The 12,967-nt window shown below is 27.0% G+C and carries 20 protein-coding genes; 15 read left to right on the top strand and 5 right to left on the bottom strand.

The annotated features are described in order from the left end of the window. Positions 1–7: 7 nt before the first annotated feature. From nuoI to IQC44_RS08320, 7 genes are read left to right on the top strand one after another with little or no spacing between them, the layout of a single operon-like run. A complete protein-coding gene (nuoI, locus tag IQC44_RS08350) occupies positions 8–601 on the top strand; it encodes an NADH-quinone oxidoreductase subunit NuoI (RefSeq protein ID WP_198305890.1) in 594 nt (197 codons plus the stop codon). Between the two features lie 8 nt (positions 602–609). Further along, positions 610–1,191, top strand: coding sequence for an NADH-quinone oxidoreductase subunit J (locus IQC44_RS08345; protein ID WP_198305888.1), 582 nt, complete (start codon positions 610–612; stop codon positions 1,189–1,191). Continuing rightward, positions 1,188–1,487, top strand: coding sequence for an NADH-quinone oxidoreductase subunit NuoK (gene nuoK / locus IQC44_RS08340; protein ID WP_198305886.1), 300 nt, complete (start codon positions 1,188–1,190; stop codon positions 1,485–1,487). Before IQC44_RS08345 ends, nuoK begins: the two co-directional genes overlap by 4 nt. Position 1,488: 1 nt before the next feature. Beyond that, positions 1,489–3,336 (top strand): NADH-quinone oxidoreductase subunit L, encoded by a 1,848-nt coding sequence (gene nuoL, locus IQC44_RS08335; protein ID WP_198305885.1) that lies wholly within the window; start codon positions 1,489–1,491, stop codon positions 3,334–3,336. 9 nt (positions 3,337–3,345) lie between these two features. Continuing rightward, positions 3,346–4,875 carry an NADH-quinone oxidoreductase subunit M gene (locus tag IQC44_RS08330; RefSeq protein WP_198305884.1) on the top strand — a complete coding sequence of 510 codons (1,530 nt, stop codon included), beginning with the start codon at positions 3,346–3,348 and terminating at the stop codon, positions 4,873–4,875. After that, positions 4,868–6,367, top strand: a complete 1,500-nt coding sequence (gene nuoN / locus IQC44_RS08325) for an NADH-quinone oxidoreductase subunit NuoN (protein WP_198305883.1) — start codon at positions 4,868–4,870, stop codon at positions 6,365–6,367. Before IQC44_RS08330 ends, nuoN begins: the two co-directional genes overlap by 8 nt. Continuing rightward, the gene (locus IQC44_RS08320) at positions 6,367–6,852 is read left to right on the top strand and encodes a transglycosylase SLT domain-containing protein (RefSeq protein WP_198305882.1); all 486 of its coding nucleotides are present in this window, start codon (positions 6,367–6,369) and stop codon (positions 6,850–6,852) included. Before nuoN ends, IQC44_RS08320 begins: the two co-directional genes overlap by 1 nt. Positions 6,853–6,916: 64 nt before the next feature. On the opposite strand, the gene IQC44_RS08315 is transcribed toward IQC44_RS08320, so the two are convergent. Then, the gene (locus IQC44_RS08315) at positions 6,917–7,168 is read right to left on the bottom strand and encodes a helix-turn-helix transcriptional regulator (protein WP_198305881.1); all 252 of its coding nucleotides are present in this window, start codon (positions 7,166–7,168) and stop codon (positions 6,917–6,919) included. Between the two features lie 133 nt (positions 7,169–7,301). Between IQC44_RS08315 and IQC44_RS08310 the strand changes: the two genes are divergently transcribed. From IQC44_RS08310 to IQC44_RS08290, 5 genes are read left to right on the top strand one after another with little or no spacing between them, the layout of a single operon-like run. After that, positions 7,302–7,928 carry a hypothetical protein gene (locus tag IQC44_RS08310; protein ID WP_198305880.1) on the top strand — a complete coding sequence of 209 codons (627 nt, stop codon included), beginning with the start codon at positions 7,302–7,304 and terminating at the stop codon, positions 7,926–7,928. Between the two features lie 16 nt (positions 7,929–7,944). Next, positions 7,945–8,169: a hypothetical protein gene (locus IQC44_RS08305; protein WP_198305879.1), complete on the top strand. Its 225-nt coding sequence runs from the start codon at positions 7,945–7,947 to the stop codon at positions 8,167–8,169. Positions 8,170–8,178: 9 nt separating this feature from the next. Beyond that, positions 8,179–8,535 (top strand): hypothetical protein, encoded by a 357-nt coding sequence (locus IQC44_RS08300; RefSeq protein ID WP_198305878.1) that lies wholly within the window; start codon positions 8,179–8,181, stop codon positions 8,533–8,535. Positions 8,536–8,559: 24 nt separating this feature from the next. Further along, positions 8,560–8,877 (top strand): hypothetical protein, encoded by a 318-nt coding sequence (locus tag IQC44_RS08295; RefSeq protein ID WP_198305877.1) that lies wholly within the window; start codon positions 8,560–8,562, stop codon positions 8,875–8,877. Continuing rightward, the gene (locus IQC44_RS08290; protein WP_198305876.1) at positions 8,870–9,391 is read left to right on the top strand and encodes a hypothetical protein; all 522 of its coding nucleotides are present in this window, start codon (positions 8,870–8,872) and stop codon (positions 9,389–9,391) included. Before IQC44_RS08295 ends, IQC44_RS08290 begins: the two co-directional genes overlap by 8 nt. Positions 9,392–9,506: 115 nt before the next feature. On the opposite strand, the gene IQC44_RS08285 is transcribed toward IQC44_RS08290, so the two are convergent. Then, a complete protein-coding gene (locus tag IQC44_RS08285; protein ID WP_198305875.1) occupies positions 9,507–9,785 on the bottom strand; it encodes a type II toxin-antitoxin system RelE/ParE family toxin in 279 nt (92 codons plus the stop codon). Beyond that, the gene (locus tag IQC44_RS08280; RefSeq protein ID WP_198305874.1) at positions 9,782–9,985 is read right to left on the bottom strand and encodes an addiction module protein; all 204 of its coding nucleotides are present in this window, start codon (positions 9,983–9,985) and stop codon (positions 9,782–9,784) included. The genes IQC44_RS08285 and IQC44_RS08280 overlap by 4 nt, the downstream gene beginning before the upstream one ends. Positions 9,986–10,231: 246 nt before the next feature. Here IQC44_RS08280 and IQC44_RS08275 point away from each other — a divergent pair, with 246 nt between their 5' ends. Further along, entirely contained in the window at positions 10,232–10,879 is a 648-nt protein-coding gene (locus tag IQC44_RS08275; RefSeq protein WP_198305873.1) for a type IV toxin-antitoxin system AbiEi family antitoxin domain-containing protein, read from the top strand. Beyond that, positions 10,872–11,747: a nucleotidyl transferase AbiEii/AbiGii toxin family protein gene (locus tag IQC44_RS08270; protein WP_198305872.1), complete on the top strand. Its 876-nt coding sequence runs from the start codon at positions 10,872–10,874 to the stop codon at positions 11,745–11,747. The genes IQC44_RS08275 and IQC44_RS08270 overlap by 8 nt, the downstream gene beginning before the upstream one ends. A gap of 68 nt (positions 11,748–11,815) precedes the next feature. On the opposite strand, the gene IQC44_RS08265 is transcribed toward IQC44_RS08270, so the two are convergent. After that, the gene (locus tag IQC44_RS08265) at positions 11,816–12,079 is read right to left on the bottom strand and encodes an HP0495 family protein (RefSeq protein ID WP_198305871.1); all 264 of its coding nucleotides are present in this window, start codon (positions 12,077–12,079) and stop codon (positions 11,816–11,818) included. Then, a complete protein-coding gene (gene moaC / locus IQC44_RS08260) occupies positions 12,076–12,546 on the bottom strand; it encodes a cyclic pyranopterin monophosphate synthase MoaC (RefSeq protein WP_198305870.1) in 471 nt (156 codons plus the stop codon). The genes IQC44_RS08265 and moaC overlap by 4 nt, the downstream gene beginning before the upstream one ends. Positions 12,547–12,660: 114 nt before the next feature. On the opposite strand from moaC, the gene rpsU reads away from it, so the two are divergent. Beyond that, complete coding sequence (rpsU, locus tag IQC44_RS08255) at positions 12,661–12,873, top strand: 30S ribosomal protein S21 (protein WP_024775832.1); 213 nt, start codon at positions 12,661–12,663, stop codon at positions 12,871–12,873. Positions 12,874–12,967 lie beyond the last annotated feature (94 nt).

The following is a 12,967-nucleotide window of genomic DNA, read 5'->3' as shown; positions in this document are numbered from 1 at the left end:
AAAAAAGATGAATGAAAAAGATTATAAATTAGTTTTTGAAGAAGATTATCCTAACTCAAATTGGGATATTTTCAAACAAATTGTAAAAAGGTCACTAAAAGGCGAACTTCTTATTGGGCTTAAAATAACTATGGGGATATTTTATAGAACACTATTTAAAAACGAAAGTGCAACAGTTCACTATCCCAAAGAGAAACTCCCTATAAGCCCAAGATATAGGGCAGTTCATAAACTCTTAAGACTTTTAGAGTCAGAAAATGAAAGATGTATTGGTTGTGGGCTTTGTGAAAAAATATGTATTGCAAATTGTATAAAAATGGATACAAGAATAGATGAAACTTCAAGAAAAGAGGTTTTAGAATATACAATAAATATGGGAAGATGTATTTTTTGTGGATATTGTGCAGAAGTTTGTCCAGAGTTGGCAATTATTCACGGTCAAAGATATGAAAATGCAAGTGAACAAAGAGCCCATTTTACACTCAAAGAGGATATTTTAACTCCAAAAGGTGGTATAAAATGGCAAATAGAGTATGACGGTTTTGGAAGTATCTCAAATGATGCAAATAAAAAAATCAAAAAAACTCCACTATCTTATTAGGATGAAAAATGTTTGAAATAGTAGCCTTTACAATTTTCTCGATTTTAACAATATCAATGTTTTTAATAACAGTTTCAACAAGCAACACTTTATATGCTCTAAGTTCCCTTGCTGCTGGTATGATTTTTATCTCAGGATTTTTCTTCTTACTTGATGCAGAGTTTTTGGGAGTTGTTCAAATAGTTGTTTATAGTGGTGCTGTTATGGCACTTTATGCCTTTGGTATGATGTTTTTTGATACTTTGAGTGAAGTTGATGAAAAGATAAAAAATCCAAGATTAAGCTTTTTTCTATCAGGAGTTATTGCTTTAATTATTGTGATTATTTTAATAGCCCCAATTTTGGGACAAAATATAGAAGTTCAAAACCCAATAAACAATGAAGTTTCAAATAGTGTAAATGTTGGTATGGTTCTGTTTACAAAATATCTTCTACCTTTTGAAATGGCAGCTTTAATGCTTCTAATTGCTATGATTGGAGCAATTGTATTAGCAAGTAAAAAGATGAATATATCTTTTTCAGAGCTAGAAGAACAACAAATCGATAAACTTTTAAAAGATGAAGATGCAATAAAAAGGGGTGAAGTATGAGTTTAAACTACTATTTAATCCTAAGTGCCATTCTGTTTTTTATTGGGCTTTTTGGAGTAATTAGAAGAAAAAATCTTTTAATGCTATTTTTTGCAACAGAAATTATGCTAAATGCTGTAAATATTGGTTTGGTTGCTATTTCAAAATATTACAATGATTTAGGCGGTCAAATGTTTGCCTTTTTTATAATCGCTGTTGCTGCTAGTGAAGTTGCTATTGGGCTTGGACTTTTGATTTTGTGGTACAAAAAATCTGGCTCTTTAAATCTTGATGATATTGCAAAGATGAAAGGTTAAAATGGAAAAGTTTTTATATATTGCCCTTTTCTCCCCTTTAGTTGCTAGTTTGGTTTCTGGATTATTTGCCTTTTTCAAACCAGCAAAATTTATTGGATATTTTAATTCAACACTTATTTTTGTCTCAATGCTTTGTAGTTTTTATCTATTTTCTTATATTTATGAAAATGATGTATCTTTACAAATCTTTCTATTTGACTGGATAAATATAGGAAATTTAAATCTTGGCTTCTCTTTTTCTTTAGATCATATTAGTATTATTATGCTTTTGGTGGTTACTTTCGTTTCAACAATGGTGCATTTTTACTCAATTTGGTATATGGAAGATGATATAGGATTTAATAGATTTTTTAGCTTCTTATCACTTTTTGTATTCTCTATGTTAGTTTTAATTTTGGCTGATAATTTTGCAGTTTTATTTATAGGTTGGGAAGGTGTAGGACTTTGCTCATATCTTTTGATTGGATTTTACTATAAAAAACAAAAAGCAGGAAAAGCATCAAATGAAGCTTTTATAGTAAATAGAGTTGGAGATATGGGCTTAATGATTGCTATGTTTGTAATATATTGGAATATAGGAAGTTTGGATTTTGATATTGTTTTTAAGACAATTTCATCTTTAGAAGAAAGCACAATATTTTTAATAGGAACTCTTTTATTTATAGGAGCTATGGGAAAATCAGCACAATTTCCACTTCATACTTGGTTGGCAAATGCTATGGAAGGACCAACTCCAGTTTCAGCTTTAATTCACGCAGCTACGATGGTTACTGCTGGAGTTTATTTAGTTATTAGATGTAATGAAATATATATACAAGTTCCATTTTTAGGCGAACTTATTGCTTATCTTGGAGCTTTTGTAGCAATTTTTGCAGCTTCTATGGCTTTGGTAAATAATGATTTAAAAAGAATTATTGCTTATTCAACTCTTTCACAATTAGGATATATGTTCGCAGCCGCTGGAGTTGGTGCATATAATATTGCACTATTTCATCTATTTACTCATGCTTTCTTTAAATCAGCCCTATTTTTAGGTGCTGCAAATGTAATGCACGGAACACATGGAAATTTAGATATTAGAAAAATGGGAGATTTATATCCTAAAATGAAAGTAACTGCATTTATTATGATTATTTCATCTCTTGCTTTAAGTGGAATTTTTCCATTTGCTGGTTTTTTCTCAAAAGATAAAATTTTAGAGAGTGTTTATTCTCAAAATTACTTAATTTTATATGTAACTTTGCTTATAACAGCTTGTTTAACAGCTTTTTACTCTTTTAGACTTGTTATGAAAGTATTTTTTGTAAAGAGTAATGTAGATAATAGTTCTGTTCACGATGCAAAAACTCTAGCAATTTTCTCTATAATTCCACTAGTTATTTTATCTATAATAGCTGGTTTTCTTGAGAAAAGTTTTGAAGAGTTTACAACAAAACTTCTTCCAACATTTACAATGAATCTATCTTATGAGACACTTTGGATTTTGATTTTACTGGCTAGTTTTGTATCAATTTTTGGTATTTTATTTGCAATTTTTAAATATAAAAAATATACAAATGAAAATAAAAAGATTGGTTTCTTACAAAAAATCTTACTAAAAGAGTACTATATACCAAAACTTTATAAAGAGCTTTTAGTAAAACCATATTATAGATTTTCTAAATTTATAAATATCTATATTGAGACAAAATTAATCGATAATACAATAGATAAAATAGCTCTTTGTGCCTATACTTTAGGAGCAAAATTTAGACCAATTCAATCTGGGAATTTATCAACATCACTAAGACTTATGGTACTTGGGCTTTTTATAGCTCTTTTATTTATCATAGTTTTATTAGTATATTAAAGGTTTTTTATGGAACATATTTTAACAATGCTTATATTTTTTCCAGCTCTTGCAGCTATTTTAGGATTTTTAGTAGATAAAAATTCTATGAGAGCTTTTGCTATAGTGGTTACTTTTGTTGAATTTATTTTATCTGTAATTTTATACTATAACTTCGATATAACAAGCCCTGATATTCAATTTATGATAAATATCCCAATAATTAGCTCTTATGGTATAAATTACCTAATAGGTATTGATGGTATCTCTTTATTTTTAATAATTATGATTACATTTATGACGATGATTGCAATTATTGCCTTAACTGAAAAAAGAGATGTAAAAAATTTAATAATTACTCTTTTACTTTTAGAGATGACAATGATTGGTGTTTTTGTATCTTTAGATGTAATCTTATTTTACATTTTTTGGGAGCTTACTATTATTCCAATGTTCTATATTATTGGATTTTGGGGATATAATAAAAGACTTTATGCAGCAGTTAAATTCTTTTTATATACATTTGCTGGTTCATTAATAATGCTTATAGGAATACTATATTTTGGTTATATCTATTATCAAACAAGTGGTGTTTGGAGTTTTGCTTTACATGATTGGATGAGTATAAATCTTCCTTTTAGCACTCAAATATGGCTATTTCTTGCATTTTTCTTTGGTTTTGCTATAAAAATGCCAATGTTTCCTTTTCATACATGGTTACCACTTGCTCATGGACAAGCTCCAACACTTGGTTCAATAGTTTTAGCAGCAATTTTACTAAAAATGGAGACTTACGGATTTATAAGATTTTCTTTAGGGCTTTTTCCTGATGCTAGTGTATATTTTATTCCTTTACTTGCAACTTTAGGAATTATCGCAATAATTTATACAGCAATGATTGCTTATGCTCAAGAAGATATGAAACAGCTAATTGCTTACTCTTCAATCTCTCATATGGGAATTATAACTATTGGAGTTTTTGCCATAAATGTTGAGGGAATATCAGGGGCTGTATTTTTGATGATAGGTCATGGAATTGTTTCTGGAGCTTTATTTATGAGTGTTGGGCTTTTATATGATAAAACAGGAACAAAACTTATAAAAAACTTTGGTGGATTAGCTTCAAAAATGCCACTTTTTACAATGTTTTATCTAATAATCCTAATGGCATCAATTGGGCTTCCTTTAACTGTTGGATTTGTTGGAGAGTTTTTATCGCTTTTAGGCTTTTTCAAATACTCACCACTTTTAGCATCAATTGCTGTTCTAACTATAGTTTTAAGTGCAATTTATATGTTAAATATGTATAGACAAACTTTTTTTGGAAGATTAAAAAAGATAAATATGAATATAAAAGATGTTTATGGAAGAGAGTTAGTTGCCTTGGGTTCTTTGGTTATTTTAATCTTATTTTTAGGAATTTATCCAAAAATAATTTTAGAGCCATTAAATGTTTCAGTTATAAATCACCTTCAAATTATGGAAAGCAAAGCCATAAAAATTGAAACAAAAGATAAATTAAATGAGCTAAACTCTATAAAAGGAGCTAGTAATGAATGAAATTAATATTAGTTTAGAATCTTTAAATTTAAGCTCAATTGCTCCTATGTCAATAGCTATAATTGGAGCTTTGAGTATTATTCTAACAGATATTTTTAATAAAAATTTAGATAAATCTCTATATGTTTTTTTGGTTGTTCTATTTTTGGTTTTTGACCTTTTTACCCTTATTGCTTTTAATGGTCAAGAAAGAGGAATGTTTGATTTAATACTTCTTGATGGAGTAGCGATTTTATCTCAAATAATTATTATTTTATCTGCAATTATATTTATATTTTTTGCTATGTCAAAACTTAGATTTCAAGAGTATAGAATGGCTGAATATTTTGCACTATATCTATTTATAATCGCATCTTTTCAATTTATGGTTAGTAGTGATTCTTTGATTTTAATCTTTATCGCTTTGGAAAGTTCATCTTTAGCACTTTATGTACTAATTGCCATGCACAATAAAATGGCTAGTTTAGAAGCTAGTTTAAAATATTTTACAATGGGAGCAATTGGTGGTGCTTGTTTTGTATTTGCTTGTATGCTTTTATATGCAGTTACAGGAAGTCTTGAATTAGATAGCATCGCAACAGTTCTAACTCAAGAAAACTTTTTAAGTAAAGAGAACTTTTCAAACTATATTTTAGTTTTAAGTGCATTTTGTTTTATGCTTGTATCTTTAGGATTTAAACTATCTCTTTTCCCTTTTCATATTTGGGTTCCTGATGTTTATCAAGGTTCAACTTCTGTTATGGCTGGGTTTTTATCTGTTGTTCCTAAAATGGCTGTTTTTATTGTAGCTTTGAGATTTTTTGAGATATTTATTCAAGTTGATGATAAAATTATTCATATTTTGCTTTATACTACAGTTGTTCTTACAATGACTATTCCAAACTTAATAGCTCTTCATCAAACAGATGTAAAAAGAATGCTTGCTTACTCATCTATTGCAAATACAGGAATGGCAATGGCTACTTTGGTAATAGCAACTCATCAAGCAGCAGTTACACTTTTTTTATATTGGATACTTTTTGCAATTACAAATATGGGTGCTTTTGGAATGCTTTGGATAAATAGAGGAAAAGGTTATACAGACTATACCTCTCCATATCATTTTAAGCATTTTAGTGGGTTTGTAAAAGTATCTCCTGCGACTGCTATTATTTTAGGAATGTTTTTGTTTTCTCTTGCAGGACTTCCGCCATTTTCACTGTTTTGGGCAAAAATGCAACTAATAGGAAGTGCAGTAAATGCAAATGAGTTGGCATTAGCCATTATTATTGTGATAAACTCTGTAATTGCTGCTTTTTACTACTTAAGACCAGTTGGAGCAATGTTTTTAAAAGACCCAGATGAGTTCACAAAAAAAGAGTTTATGAGCAATGCAACAAATACAACAAGGTCGATTATTGCACTTGTTGTAGTTCTTTCTATTGTTTCAATTTTGTTGGTTGAACCACTTTTAACTCTAATAGAATACTACTTAAAAGATACAGGTTTTTAATGAAAAAATTAATTCTGTTTTTGATATTCTCAAATTTGCTTTTTTCAAACTCTTTGGGACTTACAAAAACAGATTTAGTGATTTTAAATAAGATTAAATCCCTAACAGATGAGCAAATTATGAAATATTCTTTAATGGCAATTGCCATAAAAGAGTCAAGTGTTGGCAAAAATATGGCAAACTTTAAAAGCAATGATTTTGGACTTTTTCAATCAAATATAAAAACTGTTTTAAGCAGACAATATGTGGAAGATACTCCACAAAATAGAAAATATTTTGCTCTAAAACTTATGAATGATGTTGGTTTTGCAACAGCAAATGCAATTATAGAATTAGAGTATTGGCGAAAAGTACATAAAGATAATTGGATAAAAATCTGGTCAAGCTACAATACTGGTTTTTCATATAGAAGCGACACAGGTTATTTGTATGCTAAATCTATTTTAGAAATTACCAAAAAACTAAAAAACGAGTATGGTTTATAAATATGATTAATCCTTTGATTTAAAATTGCTTTTGATTATACCATTTAAAAAAAATTTAATTCTTTTATTCTTTCATAGGTTTTATAAATTCGCACATCTCAACTTCTAAAATCTTTGAAATTTTATATAAATGCTCTATGTTGAAATGTTTACTATGAATACAAATCTCCGCTTTACCAACAAAACCAGCTGATGAATGTCCTATTGATAAAGCTAAATCTAACTGACTTTTTCCTTTTTCTTCTCTAATTCTTTTTACATTTTTACCTATTATTTTATATAACTCATCAATCTCATCTTTTTCAAAATTTTCCACAAAACTCCCTATAAGACTTTATATTTTATTAAGCTTACTTTTTGTAGAGTTTTCAATCAAAGTCCAATTGGACTTTAAATATAAGAATTAGTCATTTCTTTTTCTTAAAATACAAGGAAATAGTAAATTTGTTATGAATAAAAATGAGAAAGAAATTGAGATACTTTATGAAATAGAAAAAGCTGTTATATATGATTTAAAAAATGGCATCCCTAAAAAAGAAATTGTAGATAAATTTGTTCATACTTATAATTTTGAAGAACAAACTATTATAAATATTATTAATACCATAGAAACTCAAGGATATTTGATAAAAAGGCAAAATGAAAGTAATAATATTTTTTTTACTATTCTTTCTATTTTTATTGTCTATTTAGTTTTAAATGGAATAATATATGGTGTACAAGAATTTAATCAAAGAGATAATATTTTACAATGTGAAACAATGGAAAGTGATTTGAATTCTATGAAAAAAGAGATAAACTCAATGGAAGCTAATCTAAGAAATTTAGAGTACGAAAATAAAGAAATAAATAGAAAAATATCTTTAACTTACAATCAAAGTCAATATAATAAAATGGTAGATACTTATAATAAAAATATAACTAGCTATGACACAATTTTTAAAATATATAATAAAAAAATAGATAAACATAATGATTTGGCAAATGAATATAACGAATTAGCAAAAACTGCTTATTCTAGGTGGTGGTTATTTCCATTTCCAGTACCATCAAAAAAATCAAGTTTAATAAATTAAATACGAGGAAAATAAAATGAAAAAAACAAAACATATACTTTTAATTTTGAGTATATTTATTTTAACTCTTTGTTCATCTGCAAATGCTTATATGATTGGTGGTGCTTATGCAAATTTAGAAAAATTTGATTGGGGACAATTTGGATATGAATATGGCTATATTGGAACTTATAAAGTTGGGTTTGGAACGAGTGCAAAATATTACCAAATATATTTTGGACAAAATTATTGTCAATATTAGGAGTTAAAAATGCAATTAAATAAATCTATTAGAGAAGACTTAATTAGTTCGAGTAGAACAACTTTATTAGTATTGTATTTTATAAGACTTCTATTAGTTGCAAGTATTATATTTTCATATTTTTATAAACCAGAATGGTTTGATATTCTTGTAATAATTACTTTAATACAAATAGCACTATTTCCCAATAATCTTTATGGTGCATTTATTGAAAATCTAGTTGAGTATAATACTCAAACACTTGAAGATAGAATTTTATTGAATGCGAATGAAACAAATAAATATCTTATAGAAAATGATAAGTTTAAAGAAAGAATTGAATTTGAACTTGAGATAATTAAATCAAAGCTTAACAAAGGAAATTAAATTTTACGAAATGATATAAATAAAATGTCATATAGATTTGCATCTGGTTGGAATAATATAACTGAACTTCAAGTATATAAAATATTTAGAATATTATTTGAAAAAGATTTTCCTAGAGGTTTACAAAGTAAGTTTTGTAAAGAATTATCAAAAGAAACAAAAACTTTATCAACTGGAAGTATTAGTGCAAAAATTTGTAATTATAAATCAATAGCTGGAATAAATAGACATTCAAATGCATCTAATAATAGTAAAATGATTTACGAAAAATATAAAAATTATTCAATTATTGAATTAGACAATGAAATAAACAAACTTATACAAGGAAGTATGAATGATTAAAATTTTAATATCAATATCTTTGTTGGTAAATATAGCATTTTCTTCAAATTTAGAAGAAGATAAAAAAGAAATTTTTAAAGTTTTAAAAAATTATGCAACTTCAATAGCTTGTGGTACAAGCTTTGAAGATAAAAGAGAAATTTATAAACCAGAAGACATAATATATTTGGGTAAAGATATATTCGAAACAGAGTATTACTATGCTGTATGGTTTGGAGATATTGGGTGTGATGGTGGTTCAGGAACATCTGCAAATTATATAAGCGAAATTTTTAGACCTGATTTCTCCAAAAAATTTTATGTCAATATAGAGCCTGTTTTTTCTGCAAAAGGGCTTAGCGACTTTAAAAAAGTTGATAATAAATTAGAAGTTATAGAACATTATCTTCTAAAAAATGATGCAAATTGTTGTCCTAGTGGAAAAGCAAAAGTTATTTTAAGCAAAGATAAAAAATATCTGAAATGGGATATTACATATAAGCAAATAGTAGATTTAGATAAAAAAATAGAATAAAAAGCTTCTTTTGTTCCCAATTTCCAAATTGGGAATACCTACATTTATCTATCATAAATATTTACTCATATTTTAAATAATTTCTAAAAAATATTTTATCTTTAGCCTTTTTTAATTAATATCTAGGCTTCTTTTTCTGATGTGCCACTGATAAAATTAGGATTTTTTCATTTTCAATCAAAGAGTAAAAAACAGTATATGGAAATTTATAGAGTAAACACCGTTTTATATTTTTTGTGATATTTGGATAAAGGTTTGGAAATTTCTCAATACTCACAAAAGTTTTTTTTACTTCATATTTAAAAATATTTCCTAAGCCATCTTTTTGTAAGTTATAATAATCTTGTGCTTCTAATATTTCAAACCAAGCAGGTTTTGAAATCTCAATTTTCATAACTCAAAAGCTTCTTCAAAAGAGACAGTTTCAAGTTCGCCTTTCTTATAAAGATTTAGCCTTTTTTCACTCTCATCTATCCAAAGTTTTTCGATATTTTTATCTATTTGGTTTAAATCTTCTATTAAATTTTCTACAATCAAATATTTTTCACTAGGGCTTAATTTTGTAGTTTCGTCTAAAATTTCATTTACTCCCATTTTTCAATCCTTTACACTAAATTTAATAATGTATTAATATTAATACACTTTAACTATAAGCAACTTTAAAATAATTAGTAAAAAATATTTTATCCTTAGCCTTTTTTATATGTATAATATTTAAGAAATCATACAAATCTATTTATAAAGAATAAATTAAGCTATAAATAACACTTAAATATGAATATTTCGTATTATCTATATTTTATAAGCTTAATTAAAACTAAATATTATTAAAATCACAAAATGAATACAATAGATATAAAAAAAGAGATAAATCAAAATATTACAACAACAAATATTCTTAAAAGTGTGCTTCAGAAAAAGTACAAACAACCACTCCAAAAAATAAACTATATGGTAGAAATTGGAGATTTAATAGCTCTTAAAAGAGGTATTTATGCATTTAGTGAAAAATATAGAAATAGTAAATTAAACTATATTTCACTAGCAAATATATTGCAAAAGCCATCTTATGTATCTTTTGAGTATGCTTTATCTTACTATGGATTAATTCCTGAAAGAGTATATACTATTACTTCGGCTACTTCTTCAAAATCTGTTGAATACTCTACAACTTTAGGAAATTTCTCTTATAAAAAAATACCTTTAAAAGCTTACTCTTTGGGAATAGATTGGAAATACAACAATCAAGATGGTGGGCATTTTATAGCAACAGTAGAAAAAGCACTTTGTGATAAAATCTATATAGATAAAAGAGCTAAAAATCTAAAAGAAGATGAGATTTTAGCGTATTTAGAAGAGGATTTAAGAGTTGATTACGATGAGCTTTTAAAACTAGATAGTAAACTATTTTGGCATATATCTATGGCTTATGGTTCTAAAGTTTTATTAAATGTTGCAAAAATATTAAAAAGGATACAAAATGGCTAATCTTCATCCACATATTGAAGCTATGTTAAATAGATATGATTTAAGCAAAGATGAGCCTTTTGATGCTCTAAGAGAGATTTTACAAGAGATAGTTTTATATGCTCTTTATGAAGCTGGTTTTTTTAAATATGCCACTTTTTATGGTGGTACAGCTCTAAGAATACTTTATAAACTTCCTAGATTTTCGGAAGATTTAGATTTTTCTTTGTTAAAACCTGATAGCTCTTTTGACTTATCAAAATATGAAAAAACTATTTTAACTACATTAAATAACTATGGTTTTGAATGTTCAATAGATACAAAAATAAAGACGAATAGCGATATACAATCAGCATTTTTAAAAACAAATACCTTACAACAGCTAATCTCAATAAATGCTCCAAAAGATATTGTTGCAAAATATCCACCTACAAAACAGCTAAAAATAAAATTTGAAGTAGATACAAATCCACCACTTGATTTTGAGGTTGAAGAAAAATTACATTTAGTTCCAATTGCATTTCAGATAAAAACTATGAAAATATCTTCACTTTTTGCAGGAAAAATACATGCGATTTTGTGTAGAGCTTGGGGAACAAGACCAAAAGGAAGAGATTGGTACGATTTAGTTTGGTATGTAAGAAATGATTATAAAGTAAATATAACTCATCTTGAAGCTAGATTAAAACAAAGCTGTAAAGCTTTTGATAATGAAATTAAAGATTTTTCACAGAATTCTATAATGGAATTATTAAATAAAAGAATAGAAAGCTTAGATATATCTATGGCAAAAGATGATGTAAGTAGATTTATTTATGATCAAAGAGAGTTGGAACTTTGGAGCAACGAATTCTTTAAAACTATTGTATCTATGGTTAAATTTGCATAATGCTAGGATTAAAATAGTAAAGATTTAGCCATTATGTTTTTTACATAATGTAAAAAACATAATACAATTTACAACACCATTTTTATCTCTTTATGCTCTCCCAAAAGTCTAAAAAGTTCTGTTCTATCATCATCATTGTGTACCAAAAGTTTTAGATTATAACTTTTAAATTTGCCTTTTGCACTTGTTTTTGAAGCATTTATACTATGTTCTCTGTCAAAAATAATCTCTTTTACACATTTTTTAACATTACAACTTTCCAAAACTACAAGTTTGTACTCCCAAGAACAAGGGTAATTTAGCTCCAGTTTTTTATCACTTAAATCTATCATCTTTTAAAATCTCCACTTTTACCACCGCTTTTTTCTTCAAGCTGAATATCTGAAATTACCATTGATTTATCAATAGCTTTTACCATATCATAAATTGTAAGAAGTCCTATACTAACACCAGTTAGAGCTTCCATTTCAACACCTGTTTGACCATTTAATTTTGCTGTTACAAAGAGTTTAAAACTGCACTCTTTTTCATTCTCTTCTATATCACAATTTATTCCTGTTAAAAGCAAAGGATGGCACATAGGAATTAATTCGCTTGTCTTTTTAGTTCCCATAATTGCTGCAATTACAGCAGTTTGCAAAACTGGTCCTTTTTTAACACTATTTTCCATAATTGCAATATAAGCCTCTTTACTCATAGTTATTTTTCCACTTGCAATAGCCACTCTTTTTGTATCATTTTTATCTGAAACATCTACCATTTTTGGTCTATTATTATCATCAAGATGAGTTAAATTCAAAGTTTATCCTTATAAAATTTATATTTTATTCTATAAAAAGATAGGTTAAATAGATATTAAGAATATTTTAAATATAATCCGAGCCTAAATTTTAAAAGAAAGAGGGTGATTTTAGTGCCAGGCATTAAAGTTAAAGATAACGAATCGTTTGACGAAGCGTATAGAAGATTTAAAAAACAATGCGACAGAAACCTAATCGTTACTGAAGCAAGAGCTAGAAGATATTTTGAACCAATGACTGAAATCAGAAAAAAGCAAAAAATTTCTGCTAGAAAAAAAATGTTGAAAAAACTATATATGTTAAGAAGATACGAGTCAAGATTATAAGATTTGTTATTTCCAAACAGAAAAGCCCAGACCTTTTGGTTTGGGCTTTTTTTATTTTAAAGCCAATCTTGATACAATCTTCCCTAAGAATTTT

The sequence above is a fragment of the Arcobacter vandammei genome (assembly GCF_016106035.1).
In the GTDB taxonomy this organism is placed as follows: Bacteria; Campylobacterota; Campylobacteria; order Campylobacterales; family Arcobacteraceae; genus Aliarcobacter; species Aliarcobacter vandammei.
Note: the sequence above shows the minus strand (reverse complement) of the source record. Positions and strands in the feature narration are given on the sequence as shown.